Raw genomic sequence first — 17511 nt, 5'->3', positions numbered from 1 at the left:
TGAATTCGGTGCGGCATCACCTTGCCAATCCGTCACGCAGTTGGCATAAACGTCCGAATCTTTTTCGCACACATAACAAGGAAGTTTCGATGCGTATTCTCGGACGCGTCCTACTGGCGATTTTGCTGCTGCTCTTGCTCGTCGGCGGCCTCATCGCCTGGTACACCGCGCATCCCAACCTGCCGGAATACACCCCGCCGCAGAAGATGATCCACCTCGAGGAGCAGTGGTCCAAACAGGACCGCGAAACCTACTACTACACGCCCCAGGGCACCCAGGTGAAAGGCCTGCGCTACGACTGGTTCACCCACCTCGAGCAGCCTTTCAACAAGGACAAGTTCGCCTCCCCGGAAAACCTTGCGCGCTTCGGCTTCCTCATCGAGCCCGAGCAGATCGGCCGCGCCCCTGACGACACCCTGGCCGCCACTGCAAAGAATCCCGGCAACCTGCCGGTCGGCTTTGCCCGCCACCAGGACGGCGAGACCGGCGCCTGGTACCTGGACATCACCTGCTCCGCCTGCCACACCGGCGAGCTGCGCTACAAAGGCACCGCCATCCGCATCGACGGCGGCGCGGCCATGCACTCCATCGCCTCCACCGTGCCCACCCTGCGCGGCGGCGCGTTCGGCCAGGCGCTGGGCGCCAGCCTCGCCTCCACCTACTACGTGCCGTGGAAGTTCGACCGCTTCGCCAAGGGCGTACTGGGCGATCGCTATCCCAAGGGCAAGGCCGCGCTCAAGCGCGACGTGCGCAACGTGCTCGGCACCCTCGTCTCCACCGCCTGGAACGACACCCACCGCGGCCTCTACCCGACCCTGGAAGGCCCCGGCCGCGCCGACGCCTTCGGCCGTATCGCCAACAGCGTGTTCGGCGATGGCATCGACGCCTCCAACTACCGCGTCGCCAACGCCCCGGTGAACTACCCGCAGGTGTGGGACATCTGGAAATTCGACTGGGTGCAGTGGAACGGCTCGGCCATGCAGCCCATGGCCCGCAACATCGGCGAGGCCCTCGGCGTCGGCGCCACCCTGCGCCTGTTCGAAAGCGACGGCAAGCCGGTGATGGGCGATGAGCGCTACGCCTCCAGCGTGCGCCTGCGCGACCTCTACACCCTCGAGGAAACCCTCAAGCAGCTCAAGCCGCCGACCTGGCCGAAAGAGGTCTTCGGCGAGATCGACCTGAAGAAAGCCTCCCAGGGCCGCGCCCTGTTCCAGGCCAACTGCGTCTACTGCCACGGCCCGCACGTGAAGGAGCCCGGCGCCAAGGACTACATCGCCCCGGCGCGCGTGCCCGAATGGCGCATGAAGCTGGTGTCCACGAAAGAGATCGGCACCGACCCGACCACCGCCGACAACATCGCCGACCACACCTTCGACATCCGCGCGCTGAAGCTGAAGACCGACGAGCTGCAGGGCATGAACGTCCACCTCTACCCGCAGAGCGACGTGCCACTGGACCTGTCGAAGATCTCCGCCGCCAAGGGCCTGGCCTACGTCACCGCCTTCGTCGAGCAGCGCGCCTACCGCGACGCACACATCAGCGAGCCACAGCAGCAGGAAATGAACGGCTACGGCCTGCCCATCGGCGTGCAGGAACTGCGCGCCTACAAGGCCCGCCCGCTGGACGGCATCTGGGCCACCCCGCCCTTCCTGCACAACGGCTCGGTGCCCAACCTGTTCCAGATGCTCTCCCCGGTGGCCGAGCGCGACGCGCAATTCTGGGTCGGCAGCTTCGAGTACGACCCCAAGTTCGCCGGCTACCGCACCGAGCGCTTCCCCGGCGGCTTCCTCTACAAGACCAGCGTCACCGGCAACAGCAACCGCGGCCACGAATTCCGCGACGGCTGCCGCCAGGACGGCGTCATCGGCCGCGCCCTGTCGCCGGAAGAACGCTGGGCGCTGGTGGAATACCTGAAGGTGCTGGGCAACGCCGAATACGAAAACAAACTCGACCCGAACGTCCCCACCCCAGCGTGGACGCCCGGGCCGAAGTGCGAATAACCGGCCAGCGCTGAACTGTCTTTTGCTTTTTTGTAGGACCGAGGGGGACGCCTAGTCCTTGCTCGCGAACAGACTCCCCACCGCTCCAGAGTGAAGCGGGTTCGCGAGCAAGCTCGCTCCTACAGGCAACCCTAGGCTCCGCAGCAACCTGTAACACCGATCCGCCCCCTCTCCCCCTGGGAGAGGGCTGGGGTGAGGGCCAGCCGCCCGCTCCCAAGCACCACCGAAACACCGCCCCATCCCCTCTCCCTTCAGGGAGAGGGCTAGGGAGAGGGAAACGCTCCACAGCAAGCCCCCACGGGCCAGGGAACGGAATCCCCTCCAAAAAAAGAAAACACCAAAGGACCCCGTGCCATGCGCTCCCTGCTCACCCGAATCTGGCTCTTCCTCGGCAAATGGCTCGGCCGTCTGCTGCTCGCCATCGCTGCCATCGGCCTGCTCGGCTGGGGCATCGGCAGCCTCTACTACGCCTGGAAATTCTCCGGCCCCGTCTCCGCCCAGGAAGAAATCCCGCCGGGCGAAGCCCAGCTCACCCAGGCCATCATCGAAGACGCCGTGCGCATCGTCGAACAGCACCGCGACAACACCCGCGTACTGCGTGACGCCCACGCCAAGGCTCACGGCTGCGTAAAAGCCGAGGTCACAGTCGCCAGCGATATCGCTCCCGGCCTGCGCCAGGGCGTGTTCGCCGAGCCGGGTCACAAGTGGGAGGCCATGGTCCGCTTCTCCAACGGCAACGCCTACCCGCAGTTCGACAGCGCCCGCGACGCCCGCGGCATGGCCATCAAACTGCTCGACGTCCCCGGCGCCAAGCTGATGCCCGGCAAAGGCCACGACACCGAACAGGACTTCGTCATGTTCAACCACCCGGTGTTCTTCGTCCGCGACGTCGCCGAATACCGGCAGAACTTCGCCGCCCAGGCCAGCGGCCAGAAGGTCGCCGCCTTCTTCCCCAGCTGGAAGCCCAGCACCTGGGAAATCCGCCACCTGGTCATCGCCCTGCAGACCCTCGCCTCCGCGCCCGACAGCCCCTTCGAAACCGGTTACAACGGCATCGCGCCGTACAAGCTGGGCGAGGCGAACAACATCAAGTTCCGCGTCATCCCGCAGACCGAAGGCTGCCCGGCCTACCAGCTACCCAAGCTCAACGAGAAGCTGCCCAACTTCCTGCGCACCGCCATGTACCAGCAACTCTCGGTCGACCGCGTCCCCGCCTGCTTCGCCCTGCAAGTGCAGAAACAGGACCCGAGCAAATACATGCCCATCGAAGACACCAGCGTCGAATGGAGCGAATCCGACGCCCCCTTCCAGACCGTCGCCACCGTCAGCATCCCGCCCCAGGACTTCGACAGCCGCGAGCAGAACCTTGCCTGCGACAACATCTCCTACAACCCGTGGCATGCCCTGCCGGAGCACCAGCCAATTGGCGGAATCAATCGGTTGCGGAAGGCGGTTTATGAGGCGGTGAGTGTTTATCGGCATCAGCGCAATGGGGTGGGCGGGGAGTAATTCGAGCATTAGATAAATCAACATCACAAAGTATCGACTAAACGCAGCCGCTACTGAACCGCTTATGACAAGGAGGTCAAATATGCGAATCGAATCAATTACAGTTACAAATTTTTGCTCCTGCACAAACGTAACAATACCTCTCAACAGCTTCAACCCTGTCATCGGATATAACAACTCCGGAAAATCAAATATACTTCGCGCAATAAGCTGGCTATTAAGAAAGAGCGTACTTCAGGAGCACAGCTTCAACGACCCTTCACAATCAATTTTTGTAGAGGGATTAATATCAAATGTATCCCTGACCATTCTCCCAGCGAATCAGCAAGCTCAAGTCGCCAGATACATAAACCAAGGAACGCTACACATCAGAAGGAGGCAAGACGCCCCCGGTGCCCCAGCAGCACAAGTCCGAATTGAGGTAATGGATCAAACAACTGGCGAATGGGTAGCAAACCCCGTCGGCCTAGACAACGCCCTCGGCGTTCTATTCCCAGACCCCCTTTACATAGAGGCAATGGACGATGCAGCTGATGACATTGGAAAATTTGCCGCGAAAAACACTATCGGCCTCTTGCTTAAATACACAGTAGAGCAAATACGCACAAACAACGCAGCATCACTTCAGACTTTACTTGCTGATCTTCAGACACTCGACTCCCACCTGACCGGCCCACAACGACTGGCGGAACTTAACGCTCTAGAAACCCAAGCATCTACCGAAATATCGGAATTCTTCCCCGGTCTGGGAATGCATCTTGACATCCAATCTCCTACCCTCGAAGAGCTAGTAAAGGGTGCGACAATATCTTTGTCAGATACTGACGGGCACAAACGACCGTTCACTTCGTTTGGGCACGGTGCACAACGCACTGTCCAGATGGCATTAATTAAGCTCCTGGCATCACAGATGAACCGGCGCGCAGCTAACGGCGCCACAATAGTTCTGCTCATCGACGAACCAGAACTCTACCTTCATCCTCAAGCCATCGAGCTGCTCCGAGATGCTCTGGAAACGCTTTCCCGAGGAAACTTCCAAGTAATATTTTCAACCCACTCACCTTTGATGCTTGGAAATTCTCACATACTAAATACCTCAATAATATATCGCGGCAACAACGACGAGACATTAACTAGAGTTAAACTCTCGACCGCAACATCTGTAATCGCCGCACACCCCCACCACGCCAGCGCTGTATTCTCAATTCAAAACGCAACCTACTTCCTATTCTCCGAAAAGGTCCTAGTAGTCGAAGGAAAAACCGAGCGAATGCTTCTCCCTGAGATATACAAAACCGTCACCACCAGATCACTTTCACAAGAAAAAACCTGCATTATCGAAGGGCAAAGTAGCACTTCCACTCGACCAATAACTCAGGTCCTGCAAAGTGTCGGATACACACCAAAGGCAGTGGTTGATCTCGACTACATATTTAAGATCGCGCCATCCAATGGATTGATCGACGCAACCAGCCAAGACTTCATTGACTGTAAAAATTGGTTCACCCAGAACCACACCAACCTTGGGTTCCACCTTGGGAGCGACGGCTTCCCTTCAAGAAAGGGGCAAGACGGAACATTTTCCAACCTCACTCCCGAGGAGGCATTTGAGCGCTTAGCGTTAGCCATGGAGAGTCAGGTTTCTAGTTTGTGCGGAGTACTGAGAAACAACGGCATATGGGCTTGGAACAAGGGCGCTATCGAATCGCACCTAGGAATTCAGAAAAATGATTCCGCAAGAATGGAATTTATTACCACAATGGCAGCTACCGGCGACTTGAACCACGCAACGCACCCTGCCGATCTTCAAGCATTCGTACATTGGCTACAGACTTAATAGAAACATTGACCTCCCTGCTTGAATTTCTCTATTCTCTTCGCGCCCCGTAAAACTAACGGGGCCGGGATTAGCAGCCCGAAAACCTAAGGACTCGGTAATGCCTCGGCATTTTCCCGACGATTTTATTCGTCTGGACATTGCCATCCATGGCGGCCGCATTGGGAGGTCTTCGGACCTGCCGACGTCCTTAGGGATCGGTACTGCTAACCCTTTGCGGCTCGCCTCCATTACCGATTAGCAGCGGCTGGTGGCGAATTCTTTGGCTCCCTAAGGAATACCACCATGGACGACATATCTTTACCCACCCCACTCCCCTTCCTCCGCAATCGCCGCACCCTGCGCGCCCTGCTGATCGACGATCAGGTCTGGTTCCTCCTCTCCGATTTCTGCCGCGTGACGGGCTATACGCACGAAGACCGCATGGCCATGCGTATGGCCGACGACCAGATTCGCCAGGAACGGCTGCTGACCGAGGACGGCCTGGAACTCGACCAGGTCCTGATCAGCGAATCCGCCGTGTACCAGGCGCTGGTGCTGTTCAATGTGCCGGACTACGGCTCGCTGCGCCGCTGGATCAGCGGCACGGTGGTGCCGCAGGTGCGTAGCCAGTTCAAGGCCAGCGGCCCGCGCCATGTGCAGTTGCAGTTCGAACGGCAATGCCTGCGGGTGCTGGATTGGCAGGACGATCTCAGGGTGAGCTTCGGCGATCTGCCGCGCGTGCTCGGAGGGCGCTCGCCGATTGCCGGGCGCACCGGCTGGCGCGGCTGAGCGAAGCGATTGCGGACCTGATACACGCCGCGCATCAGTGCTGTACCCAGCCAGCCGCTTCAGCGGAGCAGCCAATGGTTTGGCTTTGCGGTATGGTGCGAGGCTTGTTACAGATCGCACGGAAGCACACCCATGCACATCGAATTGCTCACAGCGCAGATGATCGGCCACTGGGAATCCAGCCCCGGCGTCCATCAGTGTGAGTTTCAGTTCGGATCGCGACTGATCTATGTCGAGCACCCCTCCAGTGAACCACCAGAACCCTCCCTCCAGGTCGCGCTGCCACTGGCACGGGCTGCATGGAACGACATCGATGCAGTCGTCGCCTTCGCTCAGCTGACGCTCCGCCCGGGCGATCCTGAGCTGTGGCGACTGTTGGAGTCGGCGACGAGAATGGGCTCGCCACTGGATGTTTTCTCGATCCATATTTCAGAAGGCGGCGGCCTAGTGTCCTACACGCTGTCGTGGAATCCGGATTTCGATTGGCGGCAGATGTTGTACGACGAGTTCGACACTTGGAAGGAATCGCCCATTTCGCTGCAGCGCTTCGAGCCAGAAAAAGATCTCTGGCTGGGTATCAGGCGTCACAGCGACGGTCGATTCGAGCTGGAAAATCCTGAATCCCTGGCCGGGAGCGTCGAATGAATCGACTCTCCTGCAAACTGTACAAGTCGCGCTACAGCATGGACTTTTACCCAGCCCTGAGCATTGACGGGCTGCCGCTGGAAGTCTGGTTGCCGCAACACGATGCAAGCGCAGAACTCGACTTGGTCTGCGCTCATGCAGGCCTCTACAGCGATACCGATTCAGCGCTGATCTGGGATCGATCGTATTCCGTGGCACCGGGCTGGAGGACGGTCGTGCCTTTGCTGGTGTGCTCCGATGACCTGGACCTGAGCTGCGCGGTGATCGCTGTCGAACAGGTGGCAGACGAGCAACATGTTCGCTGGGAGCGCTTCGGCTTGTTGCGCGAGTGTATTACCCACCCCACTCCCATTCCCGAGTATTACGACATTCCACCGGCAGTGTTCGACCGCGACCAGTTCATCGCCGCGCTGGACGATTTTCGTCGGGAAATCGGGCTGCGGATGGAATGGGATCTGCCGTGATGGCGCAGGGCGCGGCGCAGCATCAGCCTCGCCCTCCCTGCTGAGGCGTCCCACAAAAATCAGAGCCGGCCGGTCAGCTTGAGGACGGTGAAGACCAATCCGCCGATGGTCATCGCGGCCGAAAGGATGGTGCCGAGGATCAGCGGGACGAAGGTAGCCGGCGAGACATGGGGCGAGACTTCCAACTGGAAGCCGGGGCGGATGTGTTCCGGGGTCAGGCAGGTGACCTGGTAATCGCCGGGTTCGCTGCAGCTGAACTCGCCCAGTGGGTTGCTGGAGTTGCCGCCCATGTCGCTGCGCCGCACGCTGAACAGGTTGAAACGGCTATAGCGCTGGTACGGCACGGGCTGGCCGGAGGCGCGGGCGGTGATGGCGAAGTCGGCGGAGAAACAGGCGGTGCCGGTGACCACGGTGAAGGCCGGGAAGACGATGTTGATGACGTAGCGCCCGGCGCGGGGCAAGGCGACCGTTTGCGGGCGCGTGGCGTCGGCCCAGCGCTGGCGCACGGCCGGGAAGATGATGCGGCGCAACCGGCCGATACAGCGGGTCAGCAGGTAGCCGCCCAGCAGCATCAGCACGGGAGCGCCCCATAGCAGGGTGGTGGGTTCGAGGGTCATGGGCGCCCTGCTCTGTCAGGTACGTTGGCTGGGGTAGCAGGAACTATAAGCCAGCCGTTCCCCGAGCATGCAATCTGCGGCGCTGCGCGGGCCCGATCCTGCAATCTGCATGGCCATCGGCCGCCGATATTTTACAAGTCATTGATTAGACTAGAAATATTATTTTGTTACACCTGGCATAGCCGCTGCAGCGGAAAGACGGAGGCTTCCACCTCTCTTTCACGGAGCAGTCAGCAATGATTACAACGACCGATGCCTACGCCACCACTGCCGTGGATACCACCGACCATTCGGGGGTGTCCTGGGCGGCGGTATTCGCCGGAGCCGCCGGGGCGGCGGCGCTGTCCCTGATCCTGATCATCCTGGGCTTCGGCCTGGGCTTTTCCGCGGTGTCGCCCTGGCCGGGCGATGGCGCGACGCTCAAGCAGATAGGCGTTTCCACCATCGTCTGGCTGATGCTGACGCAGATCCTCGCCTCGGGCCTGGGTGGCTACATCGCCGGGCGCCTGCGCGCGCGCTGGGCAACGCTGCATGACGACGAGGTGTATTTCCGCGACACCGCGCACGGCTTCCTCGCCTGGGCCGTGGCGACGCTGGTAACCGCGACGCTGGTGGTGGGCTCAGTAAGCAATATCGTCGGCGGTGGCCTGCAGGCCGGGGCTTCTGCGGCAACCACCGCCGCCGCTGCCGCGGGTTCGAACGCCAGCGCCAGTGACACGGACGACGGCTCGGCGTACTTCATCGACATGCTGTTCCGCGATAACCGCCCGGTGGCCGTCAATGACGACGCCGCCCATGCCATCGCCACGCGCATCTTCCTGCGCGGCCTGGCCGACGGGCAGTTGAGCGCGGACGATCGCAGCTATCTCGCCCGCGTGGTTTCGCAGCGTACCGAGATCAGCCAGGCGGAAGCCGAGCAGCGCATCGACCAGGTATTCGCTGCGGCCCAGCAGGCCAAGCTGAAAGCACAGCAAGCGGCCGATACCGCCCGCAAGGTGGCCGCCGCCTCGGCGTTGTGGATGTTCGTGGCCCTGCTCTGCGGCGCCTTCTTCGCCAGCTTCCTGGCCATCCACGGTGGCCGTCGCCGCGATGCGGTGGTGCTGCTGACCAATACCCGCACCCTGCATTCCACGCAGTCCCGTCCTGCCCACTGACCGGAGGCACACCATGCGCTCGATTCTTCTGTATTTCCTCGGCGTTCCAATCCCGATCATCATCCTGATCGCGCTGTTCTGGCACTGATTGCGGCCGGTTGGCGCAGTGACGAAAAAGCCGTCCTCGGGACGGCTTTTTCAATGGGGCGCCGAGTGGGTTCGCAAGCAAGGAACCGGCGTCCGTCCGGACCTGCACGATCAACCCTTTCCTTTCCGCAGCCAGGAATGGAGAGAGCTGCGCAGCCCTTCCAGAAGAGGCCAATTGCCCGGCCGGTTCCGGCAGGAACGAACCTTCCGGCGAATCATCGGAACAGCAGTCGCAACGGCGATGGATAGAGCAGCACTCCAATCCATCCTAAGTACATGGCGACCTCAGCCGCAGGAGCCGTCCATGGTTTCCTGGCTTTCACGGATGATGCGCTGGCCTTCGTCGCGCAGTTGCGTCCAGGTGGGTATTTCATGGCAGAGCTCGGCGACGCGCACGGTCATCTCGCCGATCTTGTGCATCGCCCTGGCGGAGCCGCAAATGCCAAGGTCCTGGTTGTTGGCTTGCTGGCCAAGCCGTTCCATGTAGGCCTGGCCCTTCTGCTGCGCTGCCTGGCAGCCGCCGGTGAGGTCGACGGAGCCGACTTCGCCGGAAACCGCTGCGCCACCGGCGCTCTGGCTGCCACCGGCCGGCGCAGCCGGGGCATCGGCCTGCACCAACTGGCTGTTGCTGAACACGCCGCTGGCGGTGGTGCCATTCGGGTAGCGATAGGTGCCGTGGCCGCTGAGCGTGCCGTTCTGCAATTCGCCTTCGTAGCGGTCGCCCTTGGCCCACTGGATCACCGCGGGGCCGTTGAAACTGCCCTTGCGCAGGGTGCCCTCGGTGGTGGAGAACACCTGGCCGTCCACCAGCGACAGGAGGATGCCCTTGCCGTCGGCGAAACCGCCCACGCACTGGCCGGACCAGATGTAGCTGGGATTGGAGCGCTGGGCGTTCCAGTCCTGAACCAGGCAGCCCTTGTCCGTTCTGGCGAACTCGCCGGCAAGGCCCGCTGCGCTGACAAGCATGGCGAGCAGGCTCGCCAGTCCGATTCGATTCATTCGATCACCCGCTGACAAGGCTTCAGGGCCCGATGGCTTTCCTGCCGGCAAAGAATAGTGGCGGGCCGATATCACCGCTAGCCGGGAGACAGCGGCGGCGCGGAAGAGACTTCGTACTTATCGCCGCCGCGCGCAGGAAATATCCGATAGAGCCCTCTCCCCCCGCTCCCTAGCCTTGCGCTCCATGCAATCGAGGGCGCGCGGGCTTGCTCATTCCGGGCAGAAATACCCGCCGCCCTCCTGCCCTGGAGAGTTTCTGCATGTCTGCCGTCGAGAAGAAGTTCCAAAAGCTGGCCGCCACCTTCCGCGCCGCCCTGGCGGCAGGCAATTACCGCCAGGGCCGCGACGTGGCGCGTCAGGCGCTGCAGCTCTCGCCGAACAATCCGACGCTGCTGACGGACTACGCCCTGTGCCTGATGCGCACCAAAGACTACGAACAGGCCTACAAGACCTACCTCAAGCTGCTGAATACGCTGGGCGAAGACAGGATGCCGGACACCGCGCTGGACGGGCTGACGGAGGTCTGCGGCTGGCTGAAGCGGGAAGACCTGGTGCGCCGCTACGGCAACCTGTCGCTCAGCGTGGCGGATCGCAAGTACGGCCAGCTCCCCGCCTATCCCCTGCCCGATACGCCGCCCCCGCCGTTTGACGGCTCGAGCCCGGAACGCAACCTGATCGTGTTTTCGCTGTTCGGCGCCCGCCCCCGCTATTGCGAGAGCGCGCTGAAGAACGTGGAAGCCGCACGCGAGCTGTTCCCGCAATGGCGCTGCCGCTTCTACGTGGACGACACGGTGCCGCCGATGGTGCTGGATCGCCTGGCGAAAGCCGGGGCGCAGGTGGTGCTGGTGGACGCGGCGACACGCGCTTCGATCCCGCCGACGATGTGGCGCTTCCTGGTGATGGAGGACCGCGAAGTCTCGCGCTTCCAGGTGCGCGATGCCGACTCGCTGCTCTCCGAACGCGACCGGGCGGCCGTTGAGGCGTGGCTGCGGAGTGGCTACTGGTATCACCACATGCGCGATTACTTCAGCCACACCGAACTGCTGCTGGCGGGCATGTGGGCTGGCTGTCACAACCCGAACCTGCCGGGCATCCGCGAGCTCATCGCCCAGTACCTGAAGGATGAGAAGGCGCATCCGCGCTTCGCCGACCAGTACTTCCTGCGCCGCAGCCTGTGGCCGACCATCCGCCAGAGCCTGCTGAACCATGACGAACTGTTCGGCTTCCTGGAGGCGCAGCCCTTCCCCGCGCACGAGCCGGTGCGCTGGCGGATGGAAGCCTTCCATGTGGGCTGCAACGTCAGCTACCAGGGCATCAAGGTGCCGAGCAAGCTGAAGGACGGCGAGCTGCAGCCCTGGGGCCTGTTCGAAGCCGAAGGCACGCTGCTGTGCCGTTACGAATCGTCAGTGGCCAAGGGGCACTGGGAGGAATGGATGCCGTACTTCCTCTGCGACGCCATCGCGGACGGCCGCTGCACGGTGCGCAGCCTGGCGTGATTGATCCCCGAGTGCGAATCGCGCCGGTGGCGCGACTCCCCGCCATCCTGCGAAAGCGCCCGCGGCCGGTCAGTAGACTTCCGGCACCTGCAACTCCTGCGGCGTGGGATGCCGGCGGTAGCCTTCGTGGCGCTGCCGCTCGGGCAGGCTGACAGCGGGCAGGTGCACTTCCTGGTAGGGAATCTGGCTCAACAGGTGGCTGATGCAGTTCAGTCGTGCGCGCTTCTTGTCATCGGCCTGCACGATCCACCAGGGCGCTTCGGGGATGTGGGTGCGCTCGAGCATGATTTCCTTCGCCTTGGTGTAGGACTCCCAGCGGCGGCGCGATTCCAGGTCCATGGGGCTGAGCTTCCATTGCTTGAGCGGATCATGGATTCGGCTGAGGAAACGGTAGTGCTGTTCCTCGTCGGAAATGGAAAACCAGTACTTGATGACCTGGATGCCGGACCGCACCAGCATGCGCTCGAACTCGGGCACGCTGCGGAAGAACTCCTCGTACTGGCCGTCGGTACAGAAGCCCATTACCCGCTCGACCCCGGCGCGGTTGTACCAGCTGCGGTCGAACAGGACGATCTCCCCCGCCGCCGGCAGGTGCGAGACGTAGCGTTGGAAGTACCACTGGGTCTGCTCGCGGTCGTTCGGCGCGGGCAGCGCGGCGACCCGGCACACGCGCGGATTGAGGCGCTGGGTGATGCGCTTGATCACGCCGCCCTTGCCCGCCGCGTCGCGGCCCTCGAAGAGGATGACCACCTTGTGGCCGGTCTTCACCACCCAGTTCTGCAGCTTGACCAGCTCGGCCTGCAGGCTGAACAGGGTGTGGAAGTAGCGCTGGCGCGCCAGGCGTTCTTCATGGGTTTGCAGGCTGCCGTGGCGCAGCCCTTCGAAATCGTAGAGTTCGTCGAACAGTTCGAGTTCGAGCTCTTCGTCGCGGTCGTCCTGCAGGTCGCGCTGGACGCGCCGTGGGAAGTTCTTGTCATCGAGCAGCATGGTGGGTTGCCTTGTGCCGTCACTGGCTCAGCCACATTGAGTGACACTTTCATGACAGAAAAATGTAGTCACGCTTTATGACGAATTCATTACAACCAGTGAAAGAAGTTTCTTGCAAAGCCCGTGCTAGAGCGTCCCTTGATAGGACACCCGATGAATTAAGAAGATCTTAAGAACGCACGCCGAGCGGTGCTGGTATCGAAGCGCTATCAGCCCGGGGAAAAGGCCGCGAACATCCGTCCGCGGCCGTGGGGAAGTGACTATGCGGGGAGGAAAATGCTCAGGCGTCAGCCAGCGGGCGCGGCTTGTTGACGTACTTGAAGGTGCCCGAGGCGGACGCCACGGCCACGCCCGCGCTATTGCGCAACTCGGCCTCGCAGAAGGCGATGGAGCGCGTGTGGTGGCGGACGCTGCCAAGGGCTTCCAGCACTTCGCCCACCTCCCCGCCCGGCCGCAGGAAATTGGTCTTCATTTCCACCGTCACCACGCCGCGGCCGGCTTCGTCGGCATCGCTGGCACTCAGGGCCATGGCGACATCGAGCAGGGTCATGATCAGCCCGCCATGGGCGTTGGCCCAGCCGTTCACGTGCTGCGGTTCGACGCGCACCACCAGCCGACCGGGGCCGTTGCCGTCCTCCGCCGGGGCATGGCGGAACTGCAGGAGGTCGAGCATGGGAATGGCGATGCCACGGTGTGCGGTGTAGAGCTTGAGCTGTTCGATATCGAGGGGCATGGGGCTTCCTGGTGCAACGAGTGGGGCCAGGCGATATTCCCCGCTCCGACCGGCGGATCGCAAGCCCGGCGAAGCTTCATGCACGGCGGGAATGCCCGTCGATTGCAGCGCTCATGCGCCCCACCGGCGCCCCTCGCCACGGGTGGTCAGCGCGCCTTGCGGGTGCCGCTCTTCTTTTCGCTCTGGCGCTCGACGGCCTGGACGAAGAGTTCCTCCACCAGCAGCGACTGGATCGGCGAGCGTGTTTCCAGCGACAGGCTCATGGACTCCAGCTTCTGGTTCACCCCCAGGCGGGCGATGCCACACAGCAGGATGCGCTGGGCGCCGAAGATGCTGCCCTTGTCGACCAGCACTTCGCGGGGCTTGTCGCCGTCCAGGTAGCTGATCTTGAGGGCTACAGCGGTGTCGTCGCGCACAGCCAGGTTGAGCCAGGTGGCAACGTTGAACTCGACCACCCATCCCAGGCCGGTCTTCTTGGCCACGGCTTCACGGACCAGATGAGCGGGAACCGGACCCAGGGGGGTACTGTGGTTTTCCATGGGGTTACTTCTGACGGCTGCGGGTAGAGCGAAATGCGCTAACGGAAGACCCGAGTTTATGTGAAGCAGTTCAAGTTTTCAGTCTGTATTTTGTAAGACACCGACTATTGAGTAAGCACGAAGTTACAGATCCGGGGCGCTCTAAAATGCCGGTTACAGCCCGGAAACGGATGACGGAAAAAGGCTGACGACGCGGATCGGCAGAGGCGCTCCGACAAAGTGAATGACTACAGAGGCAAGGCCGGCCCGGCGGGAAGCCGAATCGGCCCTGGCATGTCCCACTGGCTGGCGCACGCGCCAGTGCGGCCGGGCCCTGAGGCCTGCTTGCTCAGCCCCCGCCAGCGAGGATGCGTGGCCTCCGTTCGCCCGAGCGGTTCTTGCGCACTTCACGACGCTCTATGAAGTCCAGCTCTTCCTGGGCGTCCGTGCGGTCCTGCAGGTCTTCGATGACTTGCGGGGTCAACCGCTTGCGATGTCGAGTCATACCTACCTCCTGAATTCGTATGCCTCATGTTTTGGATTAGCACGCGAGGGGAAGGATTCAAAGGCTGCCTGCGACGGATTACCCCAACGGTCAGCCGCCAAGGATGTAAGACGTCGCCGGGAAAGACGCTTTTCTGTAGGAGCGAGCTTGCTCGCGAATACCCCGCGGCTCTGCGGCTAGGCCGGTTCGCGAGCAAGAACTGGGCGTCCCCCTCGGCCCTACGAAGAGCTCCGGGGCGGGACATCGCAAACCGCGAGGTCCGTCCGCTCGCGAATCAGCGCAATTCGTCGACCAGGCTGGCGACCGTGACCAGCACCGCCTCCGCCAGCGCCTTCGACCGCGCCCCGCTCCACCCGGTACGCGGATTGGGCGACAGGTTGTGGTCCTTGAACGGCATTTCCAGGGTCAGCGACAGGCAGTCGTAAGTGCGGCCGACGTGATTGCAGGCCAGGGTCAGGTTGGCCTGGCCGGGAGCGTCCTTCGGGTAGCCGTGCACGCTCTGGAATTCGCCGTTGGCTTCCAGGCGCTCGCGGAACAGGCTTTCCAGGCGATCCAGGCGCGGCGTGAATTCCGGGTTGCCTTCGCAGCCGGCGGCGAACACGAAGGGGATTTCCTCGTCGCCGTGCACGTCAAGGAACAGGTCGACGCCGTACTTCGCCATCTGCTCCTGCACGAACAGCACTTCCGGGCTTTCCTCGGCACTGGGCGCGGCCCAGGCGCGGTTCAGGTCCTTGCCGGCGGCGTTGGTACGCAGGTGGCCGTGGAAGGCACCGTCCGGGTTCATGTTCGGCACCAGGTAGAAATCGGCGCGCTCCAGCAGGCGCTGGACCTCGGCATCACCCGATTGCAGGCGCTCGATCAGGCCTTCCATGAACCACTCGGCCATGTGCTCGCCGGGGTGTTGCTGGGCGATCAGCCAGATCTTGAGCGCACCCGCCGCGCCCTTGCCGATGCGCAGCAGGGGCAGTTCGCGACCTTCGATGCTGTGGCCGGTGGCGAGCAGCTCGGCGCCATTGGCCTGGGCGCGCTTCACCAGCTCGGCATGGCGCTCGCGGCTGTAGGGCTCGAAGTAGGCGAACCAGGCCTGGGGCTGTTCGGCAACGAGGCTGAAGTGCAAGCCGTTGGAATCATAGGTACTGGGCACGCGGAACCAGTCGCGCTGGTCATACGAAGCCACCGCGTTGTAGCCCGGCCAGCCGCCGGTGTAGCTGGAGCCGGGGGCGTTGGTCAGGCTGAACTGATATTGCTCACCGGGCTCCAGACCTTCCGCCTTGAAGTGGAACCACTGGAAGTGCGGGCTTTTCGTGTCCGGGCGCAGCGCCAGGCGCACCTGGCGCGGGTCGCTGTCGTCGATGACCTGGATATTGCCGCTGTCGAAATCGCAGTCGATTTTCATGAATTCTCCGTAGGCGCACGAACCCGAGGCGCCAAAGCCCTGCATTTTCGCCCTCCCCGCCGCGTCTGTCATGTCTGCGTGACTTGCGTTGAATCATATATTATGTTCGTAATATAAATCGAGTAACGCTTATCCCAGGCCATGCGCTGGTGATCCGGCGAGCGCGGGCTAACCTCGATTGACCCCTTTTTCCAACTCGGAGAGCACTGCATGAGCGCATACGATGTGATCGTCATCGGCGGCGGCCCCGGCGGCTACAACGCGGCCATTCGCGCGGGCCAGCTGGGCCTGAAAGTTGCCTGCGTGGAGGGCCGCGAAACCCTCGGTGGCACCTGCCTGAATGTCGGCTGCATGCCGTCCAAGGCGCTGCTGCACGCGTCGGAACTGTACGAAGCGGCGGCCGGCGGCGAGTTCGCCAACCTCGGCATCCAGGTCAAGCCCAAGCTGGACCTGGCGCAGATGATGAAGCAGAAATCCGAGAGCGTGACCGCGCTGACCAAGGGCGTGGAATTCCTCTTCCGCAAGAACAAGGTGGACTGGGTGAAGGGCTGGGGCCGCATCGACGGGCCGGGCAAGGTGGAAGTGACCGCCGCCGACGGCAGCAAGAGCAGCCTCACCGCCAAGGACATCATCATCGCCACCGGTTCCGAGCCCTCCCCGCTGCCGGGCGTGGAAGTCGACAACAAGCGCATCCTCGACTCCACCGGCGCGCTGTCGATTCCCGAGGTGCCCAAGCACCTGGTGGTGATCGGCGCCGGCGTCATCGGCCTGGAGCTGGGTTCGGTATGGCGCCGCCTGGGTGCGGAAGTCACGGTCATCGAATACCTCGACCGCATCTGCCCCGGCATGGACCTGGAAACCGCCAAGACCTTCCAGCGCGCGCTGACCAAGCAGGGCATGAGCTTCAAGCTGGGCTCGAAAGTCACCCAGGCCAAAGTCAGCGGCAAGCAGGTGACGCTGAGCGTGGAGCCGGCTGCTGGCGGCGCGGCGGAGTCGATCCAGGCGGATTACGTATTGCTCGCCATCGGCCGCCGCCCTTATACGCAGGGCCTGGGGCTGGAAAGCGTGGGCCTGGCTACCGACAAGCGCGGCATGCTGGAGAACCACGAACACCGCAGCAGCGTGCCGGGCATCTGGGTGATCGGCGACGTGACCTCCGGCCCGATGCTCGCGCACAAGGCCGAGGACGAGGCCATCGCCTGCGTCGAGCTGATTGCCGGCAAGGCCGGGGAAGTGAACTACGACGTCATCCCCAGCGTGATCTACACCCATCCGGAAGTGGCCACCGTGGGCAGGACCGAGGAACAGCTCAAGGCCGAGGGCCGCGCCTACAAAGTGGGCAAGTTCCCCTTCACCGCCAACAGCCGGGCGAAGATCAACCACGAGACAGAGGGCTTCGTGAAGGTGCTGGCGGACGAGCGCAGCGACGAGATCCTCGGCGTGCACATGATCGGCCCGAACGTCGGCGACATGATCGCGGAGTACTGCGTGGCCATGGAGTTCCGCGGCGCCGCCGAGGACATCGCACGCACCTGCCACCCCCACCCGACCCGCTCCGAGGCACTGCGCCAGGCGGCGATGAACGTGGACGGCTGGGCCATGCAGGCCTGACCGCTCGTCGCCACCTACAAATGGCACGTGCGGCGCGATGGCGCACCCAAAAAATCGCTACAGGCCACGGCTGACGGGGCCTGTAGCGACTGAAACAGTTTTATTTGCGACTATTTTGTGTACAACCGCGACATGGGTTGTGACTTTCTTCGACTCTGAATCCATCAATTGCGTGAACGAAC

General features: G+C 62.5%; 16 protein-coding genes. 9 read left to right on the top strand and 7 right to left on the bottom strand.

Features of this window, described 5'->3' with window-relative positions:
* Positions 1-89: 89 nt before the first annotated feature.
* The 6 genes from GJV37_RS09110 to GJV37_RS29495 all read left to right on the top strand — a co-directional run bounded on the left by GJV37_RS09110 (position 90) and on the right by GJV37_RS29495 (position 7226).
* On the top strand, positions 90-2000 hold the full coding sequence (locus tag GJV37_RS09110; RefSeq protein ID WP_193452352.1) for a di-heme-cytochrome C peroxidase: 1911 nt from the start codon (positions 90-92) through the stop codon (positions 1998-2000).
* A 354-nt stretch (positions 2001-2354) separates the two neighbouring features.
* Positions 2355-3509 carry a catalase family protein gene (locus GJV37_RS09105; protein WP_193452351.1) on the top strand — a complete coding sequence of 385 codons (1155 nt, stop codon included), beginning with the start codon at positions 2355-2357 and terminating at the stop codon, positions 3507-3509.
* Between the two features lie 82 nt (positions 3510-3591).
* Positions 3592-5346, top strand: a complete 1755-nt coding sequence (locus GJV37_RS09100; RefSeq protein ID WP_193452350.1) for an ATP-dependent nuclease — start codon at positions 3592-3594, stop codon at positions 5344-5346.
* Between the two features lie 285 nt (positions 5347-5631).
* Positions 5632-6117 carry a BRO family protein gene (locus GJV37_RS09095; RefSeq protein ID WP_193452349.1) on the top strand — a complete coding sequence of 162 codons (486 nt, stop codon included), beginning with the start codon at positions 5632-5634 and terminating at the stop codon, positions 6115-6117.
* Positions 6118-6249: 132 nt separating this feature from the next.
* Complete coding sequence (locus GJV37_RS09090) at positions 6250-6762, top strand: hypothetical protein (RefSeq protein ID WP_193452348.1); 513 nt, start codon at positions 6250-6252, stop codon at positions 6760-6762.
* Positions 6759-7226 (top strand): hypothetical protein, encoded by a 468-nt coding sequence (locus GJV37_RS29495; protein ID WP_243778227.1) that lies wholly within the window; start codon positions 6759-6761, stop codon positions 7224-7226. The genes GJV37_RS09090 and GJV37_RS29495 overlap by 4 nt, the downstream gene beginning before the upstream one ends.
* Positions 7227-7285: 59 nt before the next feature.
* Here the strand turns inward: GJV37_RS29495 and GJV37_RS29455 are convergent, their stop codons facing one another.
* The gene (locus tag GJV37_RS29455; RefSeq protein WP_223121862.1) at positions 7286-7843 is read right to left on the bottom strand and encodes a hypothetical protein; all 558 of its coding nucleotides are present in this window, start codon (positions 7841-7843) and stop codon (positions 7286-7288) included.
* A gap of 236 nt (positions 7844-8079) precedes the next feature.
* Here GJV37_RS29455 and GJV37_RS09075 point away from each other — a divergent pair, with 236 nt between their 5' ends.
* Positions 8080-8997 carry a hypothetical protein gene (locus tag GJV37_RS09075; RefSeq protein ID WP_193452347.1) on the top strand — a complete coding sequence of 306 codons (918 nt, stop codon included), beginning with the start codon at positions 8080-8082 and terminating at the stop codon, positions 8995-8997.
* 372 nt (positions 8998-9369) lie between these two features.
* Here the strand turns inward: GJV37_RS09075 and GJV37_RS09070 are convergent, their stop codons facing one another.
* The gene (locus GJV37_RS09070) at positions 9370-10083 is read right to left on the bottom strand and encodes an MORN repeat-containing protein (RefSeq protein ID WP_024763330.1); all 714 of its coding nucleotides are present in this window, start codon (positions 10081-10083) and stop codon (positions 9370-9372) included.
* 260 nt (positions 10084-10343) lie between these two features.
* On the opposite strand from GJV37_RS09070, the gene GJV37_RS09065 reads away from it, so the two are divergent.
* Complete coding sequence (locus GJV37_RS09065) at positions 10344-11579, top strand: tetratricopeptide repeat protein (RefSeq protein ID WP_193452346.1); 1236 nt, start codon at positions 10344-10346, stop codon at positions 11577-11579.
* 69 nt (positions 11580-11648) lie between these two features.
* Here the strand turns inward: GJV37_RS09065 and ppk2 are convergent, their stop codons facing one another.
* From ppk2 to GJV37_RS09040, 5 genes are all read right to left on the bottom strand, one after another.
* Complete coding sequence (gene ppk2 / locus GJV37_RS09060; RefSeq protein ID WP_084359054.1) at positions 11649-12566, bottom strand: polyphosphate kinase 2; 918 nt, start codon at positions 12564-12566, stop codon at positions 11649-11651.
* Between the two features lie 280 nt (positions 12567-12846).
* Positions 12847-13299, bottom strand: coding sequence for a PaaI family thioesterase (locus tag GJV37_RS09055; protein WP_024763329.1), 453 nt, complete (start codon positions 13297-13299; stop codon positions 12847-12849).
* Positions 13300-13445: 146 nt separating this feature from the next.
* The gene (locus GJV37_RS09050; protein WP_024763328.1) at positions 13446-13838 is read right to left on the bottom strand and encodes a hypothetical protein; all 393 of its coding nucleotides are present in this window, start codon (positions 13836-13838) and stop codon (positions 13446-13448) included.
* Between the two features lie 328 nt (positions 13839-14166).
* Positions 14167-14322, bottom strand: a complete 156-nt coding sequence (locus GJV37_RS09045) for a hypothetical protein (RefSeq protein WP_193452345.1) — start codon at positions 14320-14322, stop codon at positions 14167-14169.
* Positions 14323-14596: 274 nt separating this feature from the next.
* The gene (locus GJV37_RS09040) at positions 14597-15718 is read right to left on the bottom strand and encodes a M14 family metallopeptidase (RefSeq protein WP_193452344.1); all 1122 of its coding nucleotides are present in this window, start codon (positions 15716-15718) and stop codon (positions 14597-14599) included.
* Between the two features lie 210 nt (positions 15719-15928).
* On the opposite strand from GJV37_RS09040, the gene lpdA reads away from it, so the two are divergent.
* The gene (gene lpdA / locus GJV37_RS09035) at positions 15929-17329 is read left to right on the top strand and encodes a dihydrolipoyl dehydrogenase (protein WP_065084180.1); all 1401 of its coding nucleotides are present in this window, start codon (positions 15929-15931) and stop codon (positions 17327-17329) included.
* Positions 17330-17511: the final 182 nt, after the last annotated feature.

The organism is Pseudomonas nitroreducens (assembly GCF_010994165.1).
Classification (GTDB): domain Bacteria; phylum Pseudomonadota; class Gammaproteobacteria; order Pseudomonadales; family Pseudomonadaceae; genus Pseudomonas; species Pseudomonas nitroreducens.
Note: the sequence above shows the minus strand (reverse complement) of the source record. Positions and strands in the feature narration are given on the sequence as shown.